Source organism: Ensifer sp. LC384 (assembly GCF_001695865.1).
Taxonomy (GTDB): Bacteria; Pseudomonadota; Alphaproteobacteria; order Rhizobiales; family Rhizobiaceae; genus Ensifer.
In genome coordinates this window covers 130,944-153,148 of the sequence record NZ_MBST01000034.1, presented here as the reverse complement: position 1 = coordinate 153,148, position 22,205 = coordinate 130,944, and the positions used below count along the sequence as shown (strand labels likewise).

General features: G+C 62.8%; 17 protein-coding genes. 7 read left to right on the top strand and 10 right to left on the bottom strand.

From position 1 onward, the window contains the following. Nucleotides 1-48: 48 nt before the first annotated feature. The 3 genes from BC363_RS22730 to BC363_RS22720 all read left to right on the top strand — a co-directional run bounded on the left by BC363_RS22730 (nt 49) and on the right by BC363_RS22720 (nt 3,895). Entirely contained in the window at nt 49-1,449 is a 1,401-nt protein-coding gene (locus BC363_RS22730) for a multicopper oxidase family protein (RefSeq protein WP_065787206.1), read from the top strand. Between the two features lie 78 nt (nt 1,450-1,527). Then, nucleotides 1,528-2,679, top strand: coding sequence for a ribonuclease D (gene rnd, locus BC363_RS22725; RefSeq protein WP_065787207.1), 1,152 nt, complete (start codon nt 1,528-1,530; stop codon nt 2,677-2,679). Between the two features lie 172 nt (nt 2,680-2,851). Next, complete coding sequence (locus BC363_RS22720; RefSeq protein ID WP_065787208.1) at nt 2,852-3,895, top strand: adenylate/guanylate cyclase domain-containing protein; 1,044 nt, start codon at nt 2,852-2,854, stop codon at nt 3,893-3,895. A 3-nt stretch (nt 3,896-3,898) separates the two neighbouring features. Here BC363_RS22720 and BC363_RS22715 read toward each other — a convergent pair whose 3' ends face one another. Beyond that, a complete protein-coding gene (locus BC363_RS22715) occupies nt 3,899-4,306 on the bottom strand; it encodes a DUF2000 family protein (protein WP_065787209.1) in 408 nt (135 codons plus the stop codon). Here BC363_RS22715 and BC363_RS22710 point away from each other — a divergent pair. Together BC363_RS22710 and BC363_RS22705 are read left to right on the top strand one after the other, a co-directional pair. After that, nucleotides 4,305-5,201, top strand: coding sequence for an AraC family transcriptional regulator (locus tag BC363_RS22710; RefSeq protein WP_083223766.1), 897 nt, complete (start codon nt 4,305-4,307; stop codon nt 5,199-5,201). The two genes, BC363_RS22715 and BC363_RS22710, sit on opposite strands and share 2 nt — an antisense overlap. Before the next feature lie 114 nt (nt 5,202-5,315). Then, nucleotides 5,316-6,674 (top strand): esterase-like activity of phytase family protein, encoded by a 1,359-nt coding sequence (locus BC363_RS22705; RefSeq protein WP_065787345.1) that lies wholly within the window; start codon nt 5,316-5,318, stop codon nt 6,672-6,674. A 57-nt stretch (nt 6,675-6,731) separates the two neighbouring features. Here BC363_RS22705 and ppx read toward each other — a convergent pair whose 3' ends face one another. The 4 genes from ppx to BC363_RS22685 form a co-directional block, all read right to left on the bottom strand. Next, a complete protein-coding gene (gene ppx, locus BC363_RS22700; protein ID WP_065787210.1) occupies nt 6,732-8,255 on the bottom strand; it encodes an exopolyphosphatase in 1,524 nt (507 codons plus the stop codon). An 11-nt stretch (nt 8,256-8,266) separates the two neighbouring features. Next, the gene (locus BC363_RS22695; RefSeq protein WP_065787211.1) at nt 8,267-10,453 is read right to left on the bottom strand and encodes an RNA degradosome polyphosphate kinase; all 2,187 of its coding nucleotides are present in this window, start codon (nt 10,451-10,453) and stop codon (nt 8,267-8,269) included. A 65-nt stretch (nt 10,454-10,518) separates the two neighbouring features. After that, nucleotides 10,519-11,208: a DnaA regulatory inactivator HdaA gene (hdaA, locus tag BC363_RS22690; protein ID WP_065787212.1), complete on the bottom strand. Its 690-nt coding sequence runs from the start codon at nt 11,206-11,208 to the stop codon at nt 10,519-10,521. A 27-nt stretch (nt 11,209-11,235) separates the two neighbouring features. Further along, the gene (locus tag BC363_RS22685) at nt 11,236-12,357 is read right to left on the bottom strand and encodes an AI-2E family transporter (RefSeq protein WP_065787213.1); all 1,122 of its coding nucleotides are present in this window, start codon (nt 12,355-12,357) and stop codon (nt 11,236-11,238) included. A 260-nt stretch (nt 12,358-12,617) separates the two neighbouring features. On the opposite strand from BC363_RS22685, the gene purM reads away from it, so the two are divergent. Both purM and purN read left to right on the top strand, forming a co-directional pair. Continuing rightward, the gene (purM, locus tag BC363_RS22680; protein WP_065787214.1) at nt 12,618-13,688 is read left to right on the top strand and encodes a phosphoribosylformylglycinamidine cyclo-ligase; all 1,071 of its coding nucleotides are present in this window, start codon (nt 12,618-12,620) and stop codon (nt 13,686-13,688) included. Further along, entirely contained in the window at nt 13,688-14,359 is a 672-nt protein-coding gene (gene purN / locus BC363_RS22675; protein ID WP_065787346.1) for a phosphoribosylglycinamide formyltransferase, read from the top strand. Before purM ends, purN begins: the two co-directional genes overlap by 1 nt. Nucleotides 14,360-14,370: 11 nt before the next feature. On the opposite strand, the gene BC363_RS22670 is transcribed toward purN, so the two are convergent. From BC363_RS22670 to BC363_RS22650, 5 genes are all read right to left on the bottom strand, one after another. Then, a complete protein-coding gene (locus BC363_RS22670) occupies nt 14,371-15,756 on the bottom strand; it encodes an AcvB/VirJ family lysyl-phosphatidylglycerol hydrolase (RefSeq protein WP_083223767.1) in 1,386 nt (461 codons plus the stop codon). After that, entirely contained in the window at nt 15,753-18,362 is a 2,610-nt protein-coding gene (mprF, locus tag BC363_RS22665) for a bifunctional lysylphosphatidylglycerol flippase/synthetase MprF (RefSeq protein ID WP_065787215.1), read from the bottom strand. Before mprF ends, BC363_RS22670 begins: the two co-directional genes overlap by 4 nt. 103 nt (nt 18,363-18,465) lie before the next feature. Next, nucleotides 18,466-19,062: an NUDIX domain-containing protein gene (locus BC363_RS22660; RefSeq protein WP_065787216.1), complete on the bottom strand. Its 597-nt coding sequence runs from the start codon at nt 19,060-19,062 to the stop codon at nt 18,466-18,468. A 48-nt stretch (nt 19,063-19,110) separates the two neighbouring features. Beyond that, nucleotides 19,111-20,004, bottom strand: a complete 894-nt coding sequence (locus BC363_RS22655) for a cation diffusion facilitator family transporter (RefSeq protein WP_065787217.1) — start codon at nt 20,002-20,004, stop codon at nt 19,111-19,113. A gap of 15 nt (nt 20,005-20,019) precedes the next feature. Next, nucleotides 20,020-22,155, bottom strand: a complete 2,136-nt coding sequence (locus BC363_RS22650; protein WP_065787218.1) for a molybdopterin oxidoreductase family protein — start codon at nt 22,153-22,155, stop codon at nt 20,020-20,022. Nucleotides 22,156-22,205: the final 50 nt, after the last annotated feature.

The following is a 22,205-nucleotide window of genomic DNA, read 5'->3' as shown; positions in this document are numbered from 1 at the left end:
GGTTTAGAACCGACCTGTCGTCCTATCCAGTTGCCGAGATTGCAAAAAATGCCGCTGATCAGCCGCCGCACTTTCCTCCAGGGCTCCGCCGCTTTGGGCGGCGCTTTCGCCTTTGGCGCCGGCATGGCGGCGCGCGCCGGCGCGGCACCGGACCCGCAGATCCTGACGGCACAACTGGCTGAGGCACGGATAACCGCCGACGGCGTGACACCCAAGGTCATGACCTACGGGCTGGGGGATACCGCCAGCAACGGCATGCCGCCTGTCTTGCGGATGCGCATGGGCGCACCCTATGCCGCGCGGCTGGTCAACAGGCTCGACGAGCCGACGACCGTGCACTGGCACGGGCTTCGGATTGCCAATGCGATGGACGGCGTGCCGGAGATGACGCAGCCCTATGTCTATCCCGGCGATCCCTTCGACTATGTCTTCACGCCGCCGGATGCCGGCACCTTCTGGTATCACCCCCACTGCAACACGCTGACGCAGATGGGAAGCGGGCTGACCGGCGTCATCGTCGTCGAAAACCCGGAAGATCCGGCATTCGACGCCGAGATCGTGCTGAACCTGCGCGACTGGCGGCTCGGCAAGGGCGGCGCCTTCATCGACCCGTTCAAGCCCAGGGATGCCGCGCGCGGCGGCACCTACGGCACGGTTCGTACCGCGAACTGGCAGCAGGAGCCGAGCTACGATGCGCCCGCCGGCGGCCTCGTGCGGGTCCGTATCGCGGCGACGGATGTCACACGGATCTATACGGTCGGCCTGGAAGGGGCAGACGCCATGGTCGTCGCGCTTGACGCAAACCCGGTCGACAAACCCTTCCCGCTCGACCGCTACGACGTCGGTCCGGGCCAGCGTATCGATCTCGTCGTGCGGATGCCGGACAGCGAAGGTGCCACGGTGAAGCTCGGCAACCTGCGTGGCTCGCATCCCTGGACGATCGCCAGTTTCCGCGCAACAGGCCCATCCTTGAAGCGCGATATCCGCGATGTTCCCCCCCTTCCCGCCAATCCTATCGCCGAGGCAGACCTTTCGGTTGCCACCCGCGTTCCGATCGAACTGACGGCCACGGCCGAACATAAGGCGACACCGTCGATCTGCGGCTCGCTCGGTTACACCTTCTGGGCGATCAACAAGGTGCCGTGGCCGGGCGACACGCCCGATCCGATCGCACCGATCGAGGAAATGAAGCTCGGCAGGAGCTATGTCCTGCAGATCGCCAACCGGACGCCGCACGCCCATCCGATCCACCTGCACGGCATGAGCTTCCGCATTCTCAACTCGAACAAGCGGACCTTCCTGCCGCCGCCGACGGACACCATCCTGCTTTTGCCCGACGAACAGGCGGAAATCGCGCTCGTTGCCGACAATCCTGGCGATTGGGTGTTCCATTGCCACATCATCGAGCACCAGAAGACCGGTATGACGGGTTATTTCAAGGTCGTTTGAGAATTTCCATTGTGACAGATGGCACGAAGGGCTACACGAAAAACATAGCCGCATTTTTGCCACAGTGATTTAACTCCGATGATTGAAACAACCGCAGATCTCGAGGCCGCCTGCCAGCAGTTGGCCCGCTCAAATTATATTACGATCGACACGGAATTCCTCCGCGAGACCACCTTCTGGCCGGAGCTTTGCCTGATCCAGATGGCGAACCCGGATATGGCGGTCATCGTCGATCCGATGGCCAAGGGCATCGACCTCACGCCGTTCTTCGCGCTGATGGCCAACCCTGATGTGATCAAGGTGTTTCACGCAGCGCGTCAGGATATCGAGATCATTTTCCATCTCGGCAATCTGATCCCGCACCCGATTTTCGACACCCAGGTCGCAGCCATGGTCTGCGGCTTCGGCGACAGCGTCTCCTATGACCAGCTCGTCAACCGCATCAAGGGTGAGCAGATCGACAAGTCCTCGCGCTTCACCGATTGGAGCCGCCGGCCGCTGACGGACAAACAGCTCGATTACGCGCTGGCCGATGTCACGCATCTGCGCGACATCTATCAGTACCTGAACACGCAGCTCGAGCGCGAAGGCCGTTCGCTGTGGCTTTCTGAGGAAATGGCCATCCTCGAAGCGCGCGACACCTACGACCTGCACCCTGATGATGCCTGGCAGCGCCTGAAGATGCGCGTCAAGAAGCCGATCGAGCTCGCGGTCCTCCAGAAGGTCGCCGCCTGGCGTGAGCGCGAGGCGCGCAATCGCAACGTCCCCCGCGGGCGCATCCTCAAGGACGACGCAATCTACGAAGTCGCTCAACAGCAGCCGAAGGACTCCGAGGCGATGGCGCGGCTGCGCACCATCCCGAAGGGCTGGGAACGCTCGAGCGCCGGGGCGGCGCTGATCGAGGCGGTCAACGAGGCGCTTGCCATCCCCAAGACCGAACTGCCAAAGCTGCCGCGGCAGAACCACACGCCCGAAGGTGCGGCCGCCGCCACCGAAATGCTGAAGGTGCTCTTGAAGCTGATTGCCGAGAAGCAGGGCGTGGCTGCCAAGATCATCGCCAACAGCGACGATCTCGACAAGATCGCCGCCGAGGGCGAAAAGGCCGACGTCGGCGCGCTCAAGGGCTGGCGGCGCGAGCTGTTCGGCGATACGGCACTGAAATTGATCAATGGTGAAGTGGCTCTTCGCTTCGTCGACAAGAAGATCGAAGCGATGGAAATCGGCGATTGAAAAACGGCGGGCGGAAACAATTTTCCGCCCGAATCCGGCTCTAGCCAAGGCCCTGCAGCGGGACTGATTCGCAATCGCGGCGAGCAGACATCAGCGCGCTGACGCGTGACGGTACCAGGCAGGTTCGCCGACGCGCTCTTTCTTCGCTGTCCGGTTTCGAGGCTCTTTTCGCATGCGCTGGCGTTTCTCCACGTTCGAAGGAATTTTGCTGCTGCTGATCGTCGGCAGCGCTGGCGCGCTCTATGCCTGGGTCACCTTCGGTGGCGGCGGCCTGATCGGAGCCACCTATGCGGTCTTCATCTGCATGCCGATCCTCGCCTTTGAGCGCCACATCATTTTCCGGCGGCTCTACCGCAAGATCCATTCCTTCTCGACGCCGATCTTCTTTCTTGCGTCCCTTGCCGTCTACTTCATCTTGATCGACGTCGGCTACGCCTTGGCCGGCCTGATCATGCAAATGACGGGGCACCTGCGCGAGGACTGGTTCGACTCCCTGGTGCCATCGAGCACCGTGCTTCTCTTCACCTTCGCGATCGCGGGACCGTTGGTTTTCATTCTTCGCGTGCGGGAGTTGTTGGGCCGGGACGTCTTCCTCAGCCTGTTGACCGGCCGATACCGCAAGCCGATCCAGGAAGAACGCGTGTTCCTCTTTCTCGATCTTGCCGGATCGACGTCCTACGCCGAGCGCAACGGTGATCTGAGAATGCAGGAGTATCTCGGCAAGCTCTTTGCCACGCTTGCCGACCCGGTGCTGCGATACCGTGGCTCTATCGACGACTATGTTGGTGACGCCGCAATCATCACCTGGCCGTTTGACCGCGCCGTCAACAATGCAGCGTGCGTTCACTGCGTCTTTGATATTCTCGACGCCATCGAGGCCGAGAGCCACCGGTGGCGCAAGGAGTTCGGCGAGGTTCCGCGCCTGCGGGCAGCGCTGCACGGCGGCACGATCGTTGCGGCCGAAATCGGCGTCGACAAGCACAAGATCACCTATTTCGGCGATACGGTGAACACAACGGCCCGGCTTGAAGGCTTCTGCAAGACGTTGAACCATCAGGTACTGATTTCCACCGACCTCGCCCGCAAGATGCGGCTACCGCACTATGTCCGGGTGGAAGATCTTGGCGAGCACGCCGTCAAAGGACGCGGACAGAAGCTCGGTGTGCTGGCGCTTCGGGCTGGGGGTACGCCAGCGCCGCAGCTGGCGTCCAGCTAACTTTCAACCGTGCAGCTTCGCCCCCTTGGTAATCTTGTCGACCAGCTTCTTGTCGGCATGAATGGCGATGCCGGCGACCTTCGCTTCGTCAGGCCGCGTTTCGGCGAAGACCGCGCGGTTGGCGCTGTCGTGGCCCGTCGAAAACATAGCATCGACATAGATCGAGGTTCGAATCTCTCTTTCGATCGCGCGGCGTTGAATATTGCCGAGCGTCGCACCATCTGCCGATAACACGATGATCGGCTGAACGCTCAGAGCGTTGTAGACGTTACCGGCACCATCGCGATAGGTTTCACCGATGATCGCCGGTTTCTGCCCGGCGATGCCGGTGGCCAGAAATGCGGTGACATTCAGTTTCTGCCAGGTGGCCAGATCCTCGCGCAACACGATCGCGAACTTGGTGTCGAACATGACGGGTATCTCCATTTCAGGACATCAGGGCGTGCCCGAAGAGGCCTTAGCCGAGGACGCGGCCATCGATCTTGAACGATTGTGCGGATCGCCCGGCGACGGGATCCGCATCGCCGCTCCGGTGGACGGCATCGAGCGCATCGAGGCGCGGCTGCACGGCAAGGTCTTCGAGCCGCATCGCCACGACACCTATGCGCTCGGCGTAACGCTCGGCGGCATCCAGACCTTCCAGTATCGCGGCGAGAGCCGCTACAGCACGCCCGGGAGCATCATCATCATTCACCCCGACGAGGTGCACGACGGCGGCGCGGGAACGGAGGCGACGCTTCGCTACCGGATGATGTACCTGCAGCCGGAGCGATTGATCGCAGCCCTTGGTGATAGCGGCGGAGCCTTGCCTTTCATCGCCGCACCTGTTGTCGGCGACGTGGCCCTGCGCCAGGCAATCGGCGAGGCCGTTATGGATCTCGACGGCGGCCTAGACGAACTGGCCCTCGACGACATTCTCACCCGCATCGCCGAGGGATTGTGCCGCCATGCTGGCACGACAGCTAAGCCTGCCGGCAGGTCGGCGAAACGGGCGGTGTTCAAAGCGACGGACTATCTCAGGGCCAACCTCGAGCGCCCGGTCGGCTCGCAGGAACTCGAAGCCGTCAGCGGCCTCGATCGTTTCACGCTCGCCCGCCAATTCCGAAAGGTTCTCGGCACCAGCCCGCACCGCTACCTCCTGATGCGGCGGCTGGAGCAGGCGCGCCGGATGATTGCCACCGGCCACAGCCTGGCGGGGGCGGCGATGGAAACCGGCTTTGCCGACCAGGCCCATTTCACCCGTCATTTCAAGCGTGCCTATGGTGTGACGCCCGGGCGATGGGCAAGCCTGGCGCTTGCGGGCTGACGGCGATGCCCTGTCATCAAAGCTTCACCGCCCTGTAAGCCAAGCATCACCCAACCGTCATCAAAGCCGCCTATCGGGTTCGCGTACTTTGGCATCCAACCCATGGTGACTTTCATGACCAAAACGCTTCTCGCCACTGCGGCGCTCACACTTTTGATGACGACGGCCGTCCTGGCTGAGGAAAAGGCTTTCCCGGCGACGCTTAAGGCACACGCGATCCTGCCGGCAAACACGATCCTGGCAGCCCCGTCCGACGCGCCGGAATATCTGAAAACGTCAGGCAAGTTCACCACCGCAGACCGCAAGCGCGCCGAGGCAATCGGCACCGTGCCCGGCAAGGATGGCGTGCGCCCGACCGGCCTTTCGCTGCCGTTCAACGGCCAGCCGATGCAGGGCTTCTCCGGCATCAAGGCCATGGAAGACGGCACCTTCTGGAGCCTTTCCGACAACGGCTTCGGCAGCAAATTGAACTCGACCGATGCGATGCTGATGCTCCACCATGTGAAGATGGACTGGGACGCCGGCAAGGTCGAAGCGCTGAAAACCCTGTTCCTCACCGATCCGGACCGCAAGGCCCCCTTCCCGATCGTCATGGAAGGCTCCGACAAGCGCTACCTGACCGGTGCCGACTTCGACGTCGAGTCCATCCAGCCAGTCGCCGACGGTTTCTGGGTCGGCGAGGAATTCGGTCCCTACATCCTGAAATTCGATGTCGACGGCAAGCTGACCGACGTCATCGCGACGACCGTCAACGGCAAGCCGGTGATGTCGCCCGACAATCCGACCCTGACGCTGCAGAGCGACCCGTCGAAGAAGACGCCCGCCTTCAACCTGAAACGCTCCGGCGGCTACGAAGGCATGGCGCTGTCGAAGGACGGCACCAAGCTCTACGGCCTGCTCGAAGGCCCGATCTGGACCGACAGCGAAACCGTCGAACAGGCCGACGGCCGTCCGGCCCTGCGCGTCATCGAACTGGATGTCGCCAGCAAAGCCTGGACGGGCCGCAGCTGGCTCTACCCGCTGGCCGAAGGCGGTGAGGCGATCGGCGATTTCAACATGCTCGACGACAAGACCGCACTGGTGATCGAGCGCGACAATGGCGCCGGCACGCTCGACAAGGCCTGCGCAGACCCGAAGGATCCGAAGCCGGATTGCTTTGCCGTCGGCTCGAAGGTGAAGCGTGTCTACAAGATTGCCTTCGATGACAGCAATGTCGGCAAGGCCGTGCGCAAGATCGGCTACATCGACCTGTTGAAGATCGCCGACCCGGACAACAAGAAGCGCCAGGGCGGCGGCGACGGCTATTACGACATGCCGTTCGTGACGATCGAAAACGTCGACCGCGTCGATGACACGCACATCATCGTCGGCAACGACGACAACCTGCCGTTCTCGGCCGGCCGTGCGCTTGATAAGGCTGACGACAACGAGTTCGTTCTGCTCGAAGTCGGCGAATTCCTGAAGGCGGAATAATCAAAAAAGGGCGCGCGGGTTTTCGTCCGCGCGCCCTTCGTCAAAGAAAGCATGCGTTCAGCTCTCGAAGCAGAACGCCAATCTCCTGCCCGTCAGCCTACCCAGCTGCTGCAGCCGCCCGTCGAGGCGCTCGCCGGCAAATTCCGAATAGGCCGCAGGCACGACGATCTCCAGGTCGACATCCGGCAGAGACGATTTGCGGAAGGTCAGATTTTTCGCAACACCCGGCATCGACGCCGAGAACAGATAGGCGACGCGCAGCAGGCCGCCGAGCAGCTTCGCCAGTTCCAGCAGCCGCGGCGTGGTAATGCCGGTCAGCGCGCCGGTCGCGCCATCGTCGCTCAGGCCTTCGAAGCGATAATAATTGGCAAGCGCGATATAGGCACGCCCGGCATGGGTGATGCCGGAAAAGGTCGAGTGGGCGATGATGTTCAGCGCCTGCAGACCGCGATAGTCCGGATGTGCGCGCCAGCTGATATCGGCAAGCAGGCAGGCGGCCTGGCGATAGCGGCTTTCCTCTTCGGTTTCGTCGATACCGAAGAACGGCACCATGCGGCCGGTCCAGTCTGCAAGTTCGCGCGCGTGCTCCGGCGAACGCGCGCGCAGGATGGCGATTTCGCCGGCAGCGGTCAGCAGCGGATCCTGCGCACGCTCGTTCTCGTTCAGCAGCGAGAAGAGGTAGCCTTCGCGCACGCCGAGCGCCGAGAACGAAATCCGCTCCGGCTTCATGATCGACAGTGCCTCCTGCATCGCAATGGCGCCGAAGGGAAGCAGGCTGCGGCGGCTCTTGGAGATCGTCGCGTAGGCTGACGGCTTGATGTTCTTCGGCTCGATGACCTCCGGCAGCAGCGTCATCGCCTCGTCATAGGAAATCTCGTAGCCCTGCATCATGTGCAGCGGATAGTTGCGGATTTCCATGTGCAGCTTGGCGATCGAGCGCCAGGTACCGCCGACGGCATAAAAGGTGCGGGCGGCACCCGTCTTCAGCACCGGCGAGCTCTTCATGAATTTGCGCACCCAGGTGCGGGCCTTCGGCAGCGAACCGCCGCTGTGCTCGAAGAGGCGGATACCCCCGAGCGGCAGCGTAATGCCCTTGCCGATCTTCTTGCCGCTGACCTCGACCAGTTCCAGCGAGCCGCCGCCAAGGTCGCCGACCACCCCATCGGGATCGTGGTAACCGCTGACGATACCCATGGCGGAGAAATAGGCTTCCTCTTCGCCGGTCAGGATGCGGACCTTGTGGCCGAGGATGGCCTCGGCCTTCTCGATGAAAGCCGGTCCGTTGCTCGCCTCGCGGGCGGCCGCAGTTGCCACAACATACATGGAGGTCGCACGCGCCTGCTGCGACAGCGCATGAAAGCGATGCAGCGCCCGGAGAGCGCGCTCGACGCTCTCCTCGTCCATGCGTCCGGTGGCATCGATGCCCTTGCCCAGACCGCACATGACCTTCTCGTTGAACAGCATGGCCGGAGCGCGGCTCAGGCCTTCGTAGACGACAAGGCGAATGGAGTTCGAACCGATATCCACAACGGAGACCGGGCGGATGCCGGGCAGACGCCCCTGCGCTTCAGATTCGACCATGCAATTCCAGTTTACTTGCGCCAGCTGCTCTTCCAGCCGGCAATCAGCTTCGGTGCACTGGACTTCAGGGCTTCACCCCGGCCCGAGAGGCTGGGGTTGGTCATGAAATAGTGCTGCGCGTTGAAAGGCTCGGCATCCTTGCCGACTTCCATCCGGCGAGACGTGCCGTCGGGAAGAATTTCGTAGCTCTGCTGGTTGTCGATGAGATTGCCCAGCATAATCTGCGAAAGTACCTGTTCGTGCACAGTCCGGTTGATAAGAGGCACAAGCGTCTCAACCCGCCGGTCCAGATTGCGCGGCATCATATCCGCCGAGCCGATATAGACAAGCGCATTTTCCGATGGAAGGCCGTGACCGTTGCCGAAGCAGAATATGCGGGAATGTTCGAGGAATCTGCCGACGATGGACTTGACGCGAATATTGTCGGAGAGGCCCGGCACCTGCGGCCTCAGGCAGCAGATACCGCGCACCACGAGATCGACTTCGACGCCTGCACGGCTTGCCTTGTAGAGGGCGTCGATGATTTCGGGATCGACGAGCGAGTTCATCTTCATCCAGATCGCCGCCGGCCGGCCGGCCTTGGCGTGCTCGATCTCCTCATCGATATGCCTAAGGATGCGGGGCCGCAGCGTGTGCGGCGAGACCGCCAGCTTCATGCCGGCTTCCGGCTCGCCGTAGCCGGTGATGAAATTGAAGATGTTCGCCATGTCGTGGGCGATGACCGGGTTGCAGGTGAAGAACGACAGGTCGGTGTAGATCTTCGCCGTGACCGGGTGGTAGTTGCCGGTGCCGAGGTGGCAATAGGTCCGCAACCGGCCCTCCTCGCGGCGCACCACCATCGACATCTTGGCGTGGGTCTTGAGTTCGATGAAGCCGAACACCACCTGCACGCCGGCACGTTCCAGGTCGCGCGCCCAGCGGATGTTGGCTTCCTCGTCGAAACGGGCCTTGAGCTCGACCAGCGCCGTCACGGACTTTCCGGCTTCAGCCGCATCGACGAGCGCCCGCACGATCGGGCTGTCGTTCGAGGTCCGGTAGAGCGTCTGCTTGATGGCGACCACTTCAGGATCGCGCGCCGCCTGCAGCAGGAACTGCACCACGACGTCGAAGGATTCGTAGGGATGGTGGACCACCATGTCCTTTTCGCGGATCGCGGCAAAACAGTCGCCGGCGTGTTCGCGCACGCGCTCGGGAAAGCGCGGATTGTAGGGCTCGAAGCGCAGATCGTCGCGCGGCGCCTTGGTGATTTCCGACAGCGTGTTCAGCGCCAGCAGCCCCGGCAGGACGGCGACGCGGTTTTCCGGAACGCTCAACTCCTGAACCACGAACTGACGCAGCGAAGCGGGCATTTCCGAATCGAGCTCGATGCGGATCACCGAACCGCGGCGGCGGCGCTTCAGTGCCGTTTCGAAGAAGCGCACGAGATCTTCGGCCTCTTCCTCGACTTCGATATCGCTGTCTCTGATGATGCGGAACGTGCCCGAGCCCTTGACCTCATAGCCCGGGAACAGCCGATCGATAAACTGGCTGACCATGTCTTCGAGCGTGATGTAACGGATGACATTCTTGACGTCGGGAAGACGGATGAAGCGGTCGAGCGCCACCGGAAGGCGCAAGAGCGCCGTCATCGGTTCGCGGCCCGTCTTGCTGACGAGCTGCAGGCCCATCGAGAAGCCGAGGTTCGGGATGAACGGGAACGGGTGCGCCGGATCGATCGACAGCGGCGTCAGCACCGGAAAGATCGACTGGTCAAATTCGTTGGCAAGCCAGCTCTTGTCCTGCGCCGACAAGGATGCCGGACGGACGATCAGGATATCTTCCTTGGCGAGATACTGCTGCAGCACCGCGAGCGACGCCTGCTGTTCCATCTGCAGGTTGTCGATTTCCTTGAGAATGTCTTCGAGCTGCTCGGCCGGCGTCTTGCCGTCCGGCGACCGCATGGCCAGCCCCTGACGCACCTGGCCCTCGAGGCCAGCGACGCGCACCATGAAGAATTCGTCGAGGTTGGCGGCCGAGATCGACAGGAAGCGGACACGCTCCAGCAGCGGATGCGCCGTGTTCAGCGTCTCCTCCAGCACGCGGCGATTGAACTGCAGCCACGAGAATTCGCGATTGATGAACCGCTCCGGGCTGGAGAGCAGATCGACGTCCTCCGCCGGCTGCTTGTTCTCGTTCACCGCAGACGTCGCATTATCCATTGCTGATCAGACCCCATTTCGCCGCAGGCAGGAACTATAACAGTTTGACGACGGAACTGTGACAGTCAATCGGAATGGCGTTGATTTCCAAGCTCTTCCAGGACTTCGGCGGCAAGCGGCCGGGTCAGCTTTACGCCACGCGCAAGCGCCAGCCGATCGATACGCTCGACGATCGTCTGGGCAGCCTCAAGCGAGCGCTCCATGCGCTGGACGATAAAGCCGACGAGCCGTTCATCGATGAAAAGCTGGCGATCGGCAAAGAGCTTGATCAGCACCTGCGTCAACAGTTCGTCATCGGGCTCGCCGATTTCGACGACGGTTGCCGCCTTGAGGCGCGAGCGCAGGTCCGGAAGCGCGACCGGCCAGGACATCGGCCACAGGCGCGAGGTCATCAAGAGACCGGTGCCGTGCTCACGAACGCTGTTGATGACATGAAACAGCGTGGTGTCGTCGAAGCCCTGGCGGTCGGCATCCTCGAACAGGACAGGACCTTCGGCGGCGATCAGTGCGGCGTCCGAGTCCGCTACCGGGTGGATCGTCCGCGCGCCCGCCCTCTCCTTCCAGATGCTGGCGAGATGCGACTTTCCGGAGCCGACCGGGCCGGCGATGATGACGACGGGCGACGGCCAGTCGGGCCAGTGATCGACGATCGCGATCGCCGCGCTCAACCGGTCGGAAACGAGCAGATCCTCACGACCCGTTGCCGGGTCGTGGTCGAATGCCAGAGGCAGTTGTTCGAAGGGACGTTTTGTCATGCTGTACTCGGGACAAGGATGGGACTATCAGCCGGGCTGATCGCCCTTTGCCTTCTTCGCCGCGACCTTTCCGTGTCCATGGTAGAGATCGCTATCAAGGTATCGCTGGATGCCGAAGCGAACAAGCACGCCGATGGCAGCAGCCGCCGGAACGGCAACCAGAAGCCCGACGAAACCGAAGAGCGCGCCGAAGGCAAGCAGGGCGAACATGAGCCAGACCGGGTGCAGGCCGACACTCTTGCCCACAAGCTTGGGCTGCAGGATGTTGCCTTCCAGAAACTGGCCACTGAAGAATATGGCGGCGACAAGCCCGATCCAGAGATAATCGGGCCAGAACTGCACAAGCGCGACGCCGACGGCCAGGACCAGACCGACCAACGATCCGACATAGGGGATGAAGCTGATCATCCCGGCAAAGAGGCCGATCAGCAGGCCGAAATTGAGGCCGACGAGCGACAGGCCGATGCCATAGTAAAGGCCGAGGATGAGGCAGAGCGAGCCCTGGCCGCGAACGAAGCCGGCGATCGTCGTGTTCATGTCGCGGGCGATCTGGCGGACGACGCCGACATAGTCGCGCGGCACCCAGCTGTCGACCCGGTCGACCATCCGGTCCCAGTCGAGCAGCAGGTAGAAGGCGACGACCGGCGTGATGACGAACAGCGACAGAATGTCGAGCAACGCCATGCCGGAGTTCCAGAGCTGCTGGAAAAGCGTGCCGAGGAAGCTGGCCCCCTGCTCCAGGAGCTTGGCCGAATTCTGCTTGATCGCCGTCATCTGGTCGGCAAGCCAATCCGGCAACAGCGTCGACTGGCTGTCGGTCAATAGCGCCTGCAGCTTGGCGATATAACCGGGCATCTTCTGAATGAAGTCGGCGGCCTGGGTGAAGATTACCGGAATGATGATCATCAGCGACAGGGCGAAGAGCACCACGAAGCCGATCAGGATGAGGACGGTCGCCATCAGCCGGCTGAGGCCGAGCCGCTCGAGACGGTCGGCGACCGGATCGAGGAAATAGGCAAGCGCCATGCCCGCAAGGAAAGGAAGCAGGATCGAGCTGAAAACCATCAGGAAGGCGATGAAGGCGGCAAGCACCAGCAGCCAGAAAATCACCTGGCGCTGAAGTCCCGAACCGCTGACTCTTATGTCCATGGTGTTCCCCGTAACACGCCAAGCATGCTTTTGCCGCATCATAATCTGTTTGAGGAGATAGGGGGCTCGCCGCGCGCCGGTCAAGTCCACGTGCTTCCCAGCCCGGTAAATTGAAGCCTCGAGCCGTTTCTTGCCCGTGGGATATGGGCAAAATGGTGAAAAAAGGCCGCGAAGGCAGGCTGTCGGCTTGCACTCCCTTGCCCGTCGTGCAATTCGCATCCGCAAAATACCTGTCGCACGACCAGCCTTGGAGAACCAGCATGAGCCAGTCGGGAAAGAACGGCCTCACCTACAGTGACGCAGGCGTGGATATCGATGCCGGCAATCTGATGGTGGAGAAAATCAAGCCGCATGTGCGCTCGACCCGGCGCCCGGGCGCCGACGGCGAGATCGGCGGCTTCGGCGGCCTGTTCGACCTGAAGGCCGCCGGCTTCACCGACCCGGTGCTCGTCGCCGCCAATGACGGCGTCGGCACCAAGCTCAAGATCGCCATCGACGCCAACAAGCACGACACGGTCGGCATCGACCTCGTTGCCATGTGCGTCAACGACCTGGTGGTCCAGGGTGCCGAACCGCTGTTCTTCCTCGACTATTTCGCCACCGGCAAGCTCGATCCCGATCAGGGTGCCGCGATCGTTGCCGGCATAGCCGCCGGCTGCCGCCAGTCCGGCTGCGCGCTGATCGGCGGTGAGACCGCGGAAATGCCGGGCATGTATTCCGGCGGCGACTATGACCTTGCCGGCTTTGCCGTCGGCGCGGCCGAACGCGGCCAGTTGCTTCCGGCGGGCGACATCGGCGAAGGCGACGTCATTCTCGGTCTCGCCTCGTCGGGCGTTCATTCCAACGGTTATTCCTTGGTGCGCAAGATCGTGGCGCTGTCGGGTCTTGCCTGGGATGCCCCGGCGCCCTTCGGCGAAGGCACGCTGGCTGACCTCCTGATGACGCCGACCCGCATCTATGTGAAACCGCTCCTGAAGGCGATCCGCGAAACCGGCTCGATCAAGGCACTGGCGCATATCACCGGCGGCGGCTTCCCCGAGAACATTCCGCGCGTGCTGCCGAAGCATCTTGCAGCCGAGATCGATCTCGATGCCATCAAGGCACCGAAGGTCTTCTCCTGGCTTGCTCAGACCGGTGGCGTCGCTGCCAACGAAATGCTGCGCACCTTCAACTGCGGCGTCGGCATGATCGCCGTCGTTCCGGCGGAAAAGGCGCAGGAGGTTGCAGCCGCGCTCGAGGCCGAGGGCGAAACCGTCTTCACGCTCGGCCGCATGGTCGCCCGTGCCGAGGGCGCCCATGGCACGATCTACAAGGGCAGCCTCGCCCTATGATGAACGACGTGACGGCAGGCAGGAAAAAAGTCGTCGTCTTCATCTCGGGCGGCGGCTCCAACATGCTCTCGCTGGCCAAGGCCGCGGCCGAGCCTGGTTTTCCGGCCGAGATCGTCGCAGTGATCGCCGACAAGGCCGATGCCGGGGGTCTTGCCAAGGCTGCGGCGCTCGGCATCCCGACCTATGCGTTCCTGCGCAAGGATTTCGACAGCAAAGACGCGCACGAAGCGGCGATCCTTGCCGAACTCGAGCGGCTGTCCCCCGACATCATCTGCCTTGCCGGCTACATGCGACTGCTGTCGGCGACCTTCATCCAGCGCCACGAAGGTCGGATCATCAACATTCATCCGTCGCTTCTGCCGCTCTTTCCCGGCCTCCACACCCATCAGCGCGCCATCGACGCCGGCATGAAGGTGGCGGGATGTACCGTGCACTTCGTCACCGAAGGCATGGATGATGGCCCGATCGTCGCGCAGGCTGTTGTTCCCATTGTCGACGGCGACACTGCCGAGACACTTGCCGCCCGCGTGCTGACGGTTGAGCACCGGACCTATCCGATGGCGCTGCGGCTGCTGGCGGAAGGCAAGGTCTGGATGGAAGGCGGACGCGCAGTCACGCGCGGCGAGACACAGACACAAGCGCAGCCAATGCTGATCTCACCGGCCGAATAGGCTGGTCACGCCTACTTTGACGCAGCGAGCCGACGATCGAGTGCGTCGAGCACGCGCCGGGTCAGCGCCGGATAGTTTTCGTCGAAATGGTGGCCGCCTTCGATCGCGACGACATCGACACCGGTGCCCTTCAGGTCAGGGCAGGCATCGTCTTCTTCCTCCGTGCCATAGATGCATTGCACCAGAGATGGGTCGATGCGCTTGATGTCGTCGAGCGGGTCGCCACCGTCGCCCTGCCCTGCCGCGCCGAGCCAGCCAAGTACCGAGATCTTGTAGTCGACCTGATGCGACAGCGCCATCAGCGTGACCTGCCGCACGCGAGCGCGCTCGCCGGGCGAGAGCAGATTGAAGGTGCGCGACAGGATATCGGCGCCAAAGGAATAGCCGATCAGCAGAACATTGCGCACGTTCCAGCGCTTGCGATAGTAGTCCATCACATTGGCGAGATCGTCGGCCGTCGCCTGCGGATCGCGCCCGGACCAGAAATAGCGCAGAGAATCGACGCCGACGACAGGAACCCCCTGTTGCTGCAAGACGTCGCCGACCTGCTTGTCGATATCACGCCAGCCGCCATCGCCCGAATAGATCACCGCCATGGTATCGCGTGTCGGCTTGGTGTCGAGCACGGTCAGGGGCAAGCCGAACGGATTGTCGGCCGCGGCCTCGCTGTCGATCAGATCAGTGAGATGGCCGGTCAGCGCCGTGTAGGCTTCGTCGTCGCTCTCCTCCTGCGTGATATCAGGGTGTTTTTCGACGAGCGCGGCCACATGGTTTCTGCCCTCGTCGGATGCCGTCGGCGTAAAGACGACGGAGATCGGATCCGGCAAAGCGCCATCCGTCAGGCCGTAGACCATGTGGTCGCCCTTCCGGGTTTTGTCCGCCGGCGTGCAGAGCTGCTTCGTCAGTGCAAGGCCTTCCTCCGGGTCGACCGCGAGCGTCTGGCCGATGGTTGCGGCGGGGGTCTGGGCCGCGATCGCTAGTGCCATGGCCCCGCCTGCCCCGACGCCGGCAACGATCGGCGGCAGATAGGCATCGCTCTTCAGCGATCGCTGGACCTGCTGGCTCAGCGCTTCGATATCCGACACCGTGTAGACGCAGTCGCCGTCGTCCTTGGCAAGAGCGGCCAGATAGGCCTTGAGATCGATGCCGATGACGACCGCCTTGTCGTCGACGAGCGTGCGGGCGACCGCGTCCTCCTTGTCGCTCCAGCCATCCGCACCGGACAAAAGAACGACAAGGGCGGATACCCTGTCGTTCGGAATGAGGATGTGCGGCGCCGGGATCATGCCCGTGTCGTAGGTTGCTGGCTTCTCCTGCGCCAAAGCCGGCGCAATCGCCGCCGTCGCCAGAAGGACGGCTCCCGCCAGGGGCTTCCAGATGTTCGCGATCCGCATCATTTCTTCATCACTCCCTTGAGGCCGCCGCCGATGAGGAAAGTCGCATCCATCAAGGCAAGGATCGGATTGATGCCGCCGCTCGCCACGAGGTAGCGCGGCTGCCAATGCGGGTGGAACTTCGACTTGAAGGCACGAAGACCCTTGAAGTTGTAGAAGCGCTCGCCATGCTCGAAGAAGGTTCGCCCTGCCCTGTCCCAGACCGGCGCGCTCTGGCGCGAGGACATGCCCGACAGCGGCGCCATGCCAAGATTGAAGGTACGGTATCCCTCGGCCTTCAGATATTCCATCACCTGGGCGAAGAGGAAATCCATCGCCCCCTTGGGGGCGTCCGGCGAAAAGCGCATGAGATCGACCGTGCCTTCCTCTTTGGTTGCCGTCACCAGGATATTGGCGAAGGCGACGATCCGCCCATCGTAGGTGAGGATCGCCACCGGCTGCTCGGCAAGATACTCGGGGTCGAAGGCGCCGAGGGAGAAGCCCTTTTCCTTGGCGTTGTGATGGGCAAGCCATGCATCGGAAATCGCGGTCAGCTCGCCCATGATCGCAGGAACATCGACTGGCGCCACCATCTTGAACGCCAGCCCGTCCCGTTGGGCGCGGCTGACCTGCTGGCGCAGATTGGCCCATTTGCCACCCTTCATCTCGAAACGCGTGAGATCGACATGGGCGAGTTCGCCGAGCCTGAAAGCCCGTAGCCCCGCATCGGCGTAGTAGGCCAGACCAAGCGGCGAAACCTGGTAGAACACCGCGCGGCAACCGCTGGCGCGCGCTTTTTCGATGAACTGCCAGATGAGTTCCGGCCAGGCGTCCACCGGCCCCACCGGATCGAACAGCGCGATCCACGAGCGGGCGCGCTGGCCATACATGATGAAGGCGCGACCATCGGCGGAGAACAGCAGGCTCTTGTCGCCCATGCGCACCAGATTGGCATCGGACATGTCCTGCGCCTCGACGATCGCCAATGCCCGCTCCATGGCGTCGTCGGTTGCCGGCTCGGCACCCGAAGCCGCCGGGCGCATCAGGCTCCAGATCGCAAGCGCGCTGGCGCCGATCGTCACACCCAGAAGCGCACGCAGGCCGCGGGGCGCCTCGGCGGAGAATTCGAACTGCCACCAGAGTTGGTGGCTGTATTCGACGTCGCGATAGACGAACAGCAGGACGACGAGACCGCCCAGGCAGATGACGCCGAGCGCCGTCAACCACGGGAGCGTCAGCGCCTGGCCGAAGAGGGAAGCCGGCCGCACGAACAGGCGGCGGCTGACGACGAGACCGACGAGGAAGAAGGCGAGCATGCCGGCCTCGACCAGCGCGATCGCCTTGATCAGCGAAAGCAGAAGTGCGCCAATGGCGATTGCGATCGACGCCCACCAGGCGCCGTCGAGCCGCTGCGCGAGGCCGCGAGAGACGATGACCAGCGCAAGCCCGAGCAGGCTTGCCAGAAAATGCGCGCCCTCGACGATCGGCAGCGGCAGCATGCCCTCGAGGAAAGCAAGGTTTTCATCCGGTGTCGGCGTGACGCTCGACAGCACCAGCATGATCGCCAACACGATGCCGAACGTCGCCAGCAGAAGCGGCGTAATGCGGCCGCCGATACGGCGCACGCTGGAAGCGACGGGATGGCCGGAAAGCTGCCGAAGCTCGATACCGACGACCACCGCGATTGCGATCAAGAGCGGCAGGACGTGATAGATGACGCGGTAGAGAACCAGCGCACCGAGGATGGTATCGACATCGGTGCTGTGGCCGAGTGTGGCGATGATGATCGTTTCAAAGACCCCGAGCCCGGCCGGCACATGGCTGAGCACGCCGATGCCAACGGCAAGCGAATAGATCGCCAGAAAGGCCGGCCAACCGATCGTTCCCGCCGGAAGCAGCACATAGAGCACCGTTGCCGAAGCCGCCAGATCCAGCGCCGTGACGAGGAACTGGCGCGAAGACGTGCGCGAATCCGGCAGGCGCAGCGTGAAGCGCCCGAGGCTGACCTCATGACCGTCGCGCGCCTTGACGAAGACAGCGAGCACGACGCCGAGAATGGCAACCGCGATCATGCGCAGCCAGAAAGGGTCAAGACCCGTCAAGGGCGCCACATATTCGCCGACGGCAAGCAAGCTCAGGCACGTGACCGTCAGCAGCCCAAGCCCGAAGGCGAGCGTCACGAAGGCGATGATCCGGGCGATGTTTTCCGGTTCGATGCCCAGGCGCGAATAGGACCTGTAGCGGATGGCGCCGCCGCTCAGGGCGCCAAAGCCTGCGGTATTGCCGACGGCATAGGCACAGGCCGCCGTCAACGCAACGTCGGCATAGGGCAGCTTGCGCCTGACATAATCGAGCGCGCCGACATCATAGAAAGTGAGCGCAAAGAAGCTCAAGGTGGTGAAGAGGACGGCCGCGGCGACAGAGGCCCAGCTGGTATCGGCAAGCGCCTGGACCACATCGTCATACTGCACTTCGGAGGTCAGGTGGAAAATCGCCAGGCCGAAAAGGGCGATCACCAGCAATGTCGCAAGCGCCTGAAGGTAGCGCCGGTTACGACGCAGGAAGAGGCCCCACCCTGCCTCGACCTGCTGATCGTCGTTGGCTGCACGTTCCGTGAGGGAGGACGTCATGGGTTGCCCATGTCACTGATGAAGACATCAGCGCTGTAGCCTACCGAAGAACGATCAAAAAGTGAAATATCCGTAATGTATTATTTGCTTACAAAACAAGATCTTACACCGTAAGCGAACTACGGTTCAGCTGAGCCCACTGCAGCAGCATGATGGTTTTGGCATCGCATATCTCGCCCGTCGCAATCATGCCGAAGGCTTCATCGAAGGGAATTTCGAGAACCTCGATATCCTCGCCCTCATGCGCCAGGCCGCCGCCATCACCGGCCTTTTCGGTGACATCAATAAGCCCAACGAAAAAGCTGGTGCGCTCGGTGAGCGCGCCAGGGCTCATATAGGCATCGAAGAGGTGGGTGGCTCCATCGACGTGATATCCCGTTTCCTCCAGCGCTTCGCGGCAGATGGCAACCTCCGGGGTATCGTCGTCGAGCAGACCCGCCGGCGCTTCGATCATATAGGCGGGATCGCCCTGTAGCAGCACGGGCACGCGCAGCTGGCGGACGAGCACGACGCTTTGCTGGCGAGGATCGAACAGCAGGATGGTCGCGGCGCTGCCATGGTCGTGCACTTCACGCTTCAGCGTCGCCGTGCCGCCGTCGGACATGTCCTGCTCAAGAGTGATTTCCTCCAGATGAATGAAACCATCCGAGAGCGTGCGTCGTTCGATGATCCTGACACGCGGATCGTGGTGTTTCGTCATGGCAGGGTCCTTGGTCCGGAGAGGAAAGAATGCGGTCGCGGTCGACCGTCAATGAATATGTTCCGAGAGCGCGCAGCTTTCGCGCTCCATCTGCAGCGTTGTGTGGTGCAGGTCGAACTCGTCGCGCAAGCGTTGTTCGATCGCACGGCGCACGGTCTCGCCGTCGGCAAGCTCGGCCAGCACGACGTGGGCCGTCAGCGATGGCTGGCTCTGGGTGATCGCCCAGAGATGCAGATCATGCACCGAGGCGACGTCGGGCACGGTGGTGATCGCCGCATGCACATCCGCCAGACGCATGCCTGGAGGTACGCCTTCCAGCAGAATGTTGACGCAGTCCTTCAGCAGCACCCAGGTGCGGGGAAAAACCATGAAGCCGAAACCGACGGCGAGGAGCGAATCGACCCATTGCCAGCCGGTGAACCAGATGATTGCCGCACCGGCGATCACCGCCACCGAGCCGAGCATGTCCGACCAGACCTCGAGATAGGCACCCTTGACGTTGAGGCTTTCGTCCTTGTGACTGGTCAGAAGCCGCATCGATATCAGGTTGACCACAAGGCCGACGACAGCGATCAGCAGCATGCCGCCGGACTGGATTTCCTGCGGCAGCGACAGGCGCTTCCACGCCTCGTAGAGGATGTAGAAGGCGACGGCGAGCAGCAGCAGGGCGTTGAAGGCAGCGGCAAGAATCTCGAAGCGGGCATAGCCATAGGTACGCAGCAGATCCGACGGCCGGCGACCGACATGGATGGCAACCAGCGCAATCGCCAATGCCGCCGCGTCGGTCAGCATATGCATCGCATCCGAGATCAGCGCCAGGCTGCCGGTCAGAATGCCGCCGACGACCTCGGCCAACATGAACCCACCCGTCAGGCCAAGCGCACCCCAGAGACGCGACACCGGCGTGTTGCTGACATCTGCATGCTGATGGTCGCCGCTCATGAAGGCATCCGTTGGCTAGGGAGCGGGTTTCACCCAGACCCTGTTGTCGTGGAAGGCCGCGCCGCCATAGGGCGCGACGGCATCGGCGCCAGTAAGCACATTGATGCCCTCCCCGTCGAGATGGGCACCGTTCGGCCACAGGCCTTCGGCGATCACGACGCCGCGTCGTGCGCCGCCACCGACCCTGACGTGCAGGCGCACCTCGCCGCGCTGATTGCCGAGCTTGACGATGTCACCGTCGCCGACGCCGAGCGACGCGGCATCGTCCGCATGCATCATCACTATCGGGCGGACTTCCTTCTGAATCGAGGACGGAGTTTCGGCAAAGGTCGAGTTGAGAAAGGAACGGGCCGGAGACGTCGCAAGGCGGAAGGGATGTTCCGCGTCGGCGACTTCGATCAGGTCGACATGGTCAGGGAACTCCGGCAGTGCCGCATGCGGCCCCTGCAGACCCATCGACTTCGGCGGGCGGTTTGGCGCAGGCGTGCCGGTCCAGTCCGCCTTGAAGCGGAATTTACCGTCGGGGTGGCCGAAGCCCTTGAGATAATGCGCGTCCTCGAATGCCGGCTGACAGTCGAGCCACTTCTCGCGCTTCATTTCGTCATAGCCGATGCCGTAGTTGGCGAGCAGCCGGTCTATATGTTGGCGCTCGGTCAACCCGAAGCCGGCATGATCGGCAACCCCGAGCCGCCTTGCCAGTTCCTCGATGACGAAGAGATTGGTGCGCACCGTCGATGGCGGCTCCACCACCTTCGGCCCGATCAGGATGTGCTGATGGCCGCCGCCCCGATAAAGATCGTCGTGCTCCAGGAACATGGTTGCCGGCAGCACGATATCGGCAAGCTGCGCCGTGTCGGTCATGAACTGTTCATGCACCGCGACAAACAGGTCGTCCCGCAGGAAGCCGCGTTTCACCAGCCGTTGTTCCGGCGCGACATTCACCGGATTGGTGTTCTGGATCAGCATCGCCGTCACCGGGCCGCCATGGCGCAGCGCCTCGGCATCGCCTGTCAAGACCCGGCCGATCTGCGACTGGTCGAGCATGCGCACATCAGGATCGTGGAACGCCGTGCCGACGAGTTCGCGCTTGTCGAGCTTGAAGATGTCGTTGTTCGAGTGAAACGCGCCGCCGCCTTCGTGCTTCCACGAGCCGAGCACCGTGGCGATGGAAGCGGCCGCATGGATCGCGACCGAGCCGTTGCGCTGGCGGGTAAAGCCATAACCGAGGCGGAAATAACTTTTCGGCGTCGTGCCGACGAGTTTCGCGAACGCCTCGATCTCCTCGACGGAAAGGCCGGTGATCGCCGACGCCCATTCCGGCGTGCGCGATTTCAGATGTGTCTCGAGCCCCGCCGGGTCATCGGCGAATTCGGCCATATAGGCGCGGTCGGCATAGCCGTCACGGAAGGCGACATGCATGACGGCGCAGGCAAGCGCCGCGTCCGTGCCCGGTTTCAGCACCAGGCCCATGTCGGCCTGCTTGACCGTGGGGTTGTCGTAAATGTCGATGACGACGATCTTGGCGCCGCGATCCTTGCGGGCCTTCACTGCGTGGGTCATGACGTTGACCTGCGTGGCGACCGCGTTGGTTCCCCAGATCACCACGCAGTCGGACTTCGCCATCTCGCGCGGGTCGGGGCCGCGCAGCGAGCCGGTCGCCATCGAAAAGCCGGTCCAGGCCATGTTGGTGCAGATCGAACCGAAGAAGCCGGAATAGCGCTTGGCGTGGCGCAGCCTGTCGATGGAATCGCGCTGCACCTGCCCCATGGTGCCGGCGTAGAAATAGGGCCAGACAGCCTCGGCACCGTACTTCTGCTCGGCCTTGGCGAACTGGTCGGCAATTTCGTCGAGCGCCGCCTCCCAGGAAATCTCCTGCCAGTTGCCGCTGCCCTTTGGCCCGACCCGACGCTGTGGCACCATCAGTCGGCCGGGATGATAGATGCGCTCGGAATAGCGCGCGACCTTGGCGCAGATGACGCCGGCGGTATATGTGTTGGCGGCAGCGCCGCGCACGCGGCCGATCCGGCCTTCAACGGTCAGATCCACTTCCAGTGCGCAGGCGGAGGGACAGTCGTGCGGACAGACGGAGTGGCCGATCGACTTTTCTGCTTTGATGGGGGTCGCAACGTTCATGGCTTTTCTATATGGCATCGACAATCGGGCTCAAAGAGCCAAACGCCCATCCATCGAAACAATTGATC

Bases quoted from the DNA above. Each gene is read 5' to 3' on its own strand.
- BC363_RS22730 (WP_065787206.1), top strand. From the start codon at position 49: ATGCCGCTGATCAGCCGCCGCACTTTCCTCCAGGGCTCCGCCGCTTTG.
- rnd (WP_065787207.1), top strand. From the start codon at position 1,528: ATGATTGAAACAACCGCAGATCTCGAGGCCGCCTGCCAGCAGTTGGCC.
- BC363_RS22720 (WP_065787208.1), top strand. From the start codon at position 2,852: ATGCGCTGGCGTTTCTCCACGTTCGAAGGAATTTTGCTGCTGCTGATC.
- BC363_RS22710 (WP_083223766.1), top strand. From the start codon at position 4,305: ATGACGGGTATCTCCATTTCAGGACATCAGGGCGTGCCCGAAGAGGCC.
- BC363_RS22715 (WP_065787209.1), bottom strand. From the start codon at position 4,306: ATGTTCGACACCAAGTTCGCGATCGTGTTGCGCGAGGATCTGGCCACC.
- BC363_RS22705 (WP_065787345.1), top strand. From the start codon at position 5,316: ATGACCAAAACGCTTCTCGCCACTGCGGCGCTCACACTTTTGATGACG.
- ppx (WP_065787210.1), bottom strand. From the start codon at position 8,255: ATGGTCGAATCTGAAGCGCAGGGGCGTCTGCCCGGCATCCGCCCGGTC.
- BC363_RS22695 (WP_065787211.1), bottom strand. From the start codon at position 10,453: ATGGATAATGCGACGTCTGCGGTGAACGAGAACAAGCAGCCGGCGGAG.
- hdaA (WP_065787212.1), bottom strand. From the start codon at position 11,208: ATGACAAAACGTCCCTTCGAACAACTGCCTCTGGCATTCGACCACGAC.
- BC363_RS22685 (WP_065787213.1), bottom strand. From the start codon at position 12,357: ATGGACATAAGAGTCAGCGGTTCGGGACTTCAGCGCCAGGTGATTTTC.
- purM (WP_065787214.1), top strand. From the start codon at position 12,618: ATGAGCCAGTCGGGAAAGAACGGCCTCACCTACAGTGACGCAGGCGTG.
- purN (WP_065787346.1), top strand. From the start codon at position 13,688: ATGAACGACGTGACGGCAGGCAGGAAAAAAGTCGTCGTCTTCATCTCG.
- BC363_RS22670 (WP_083223767.1), bottom strand. From the start codon at position 15,756: ATGATGCGGATCGCGAACATCTGGAAGCCCCTGGCGGGAGCCGTCCTT.
- mprF (WP_065787215.1), bottom strand. From the start codon at position 18,362: ATGACGTCCTCCCTCACGGAACGTGCAGCCAACGACGATCAGCAGGTC.
- BC363_RS22660 (WP_065787216.1), bottom strand. From the start codon at position 19,062: ATGACGAAACACCACGATCCGCGTGTCAGGATCATCGAACGACGCACG.
- BC363_RS22655 (WP_065787217.1), bottom strand. From the start codon at position 20,004: ATGAGCGGCGACCATCAGCATGCAGATGTCAGCAACACGCCGGTGTCG.
- BC363_RS22650 (WP_065787218.1), bottom strand. From the start codon at position 22,155: ATGCCATATAGAAAAGCCATGAACGTTGCGACCCCCATCAAAGCAGAA.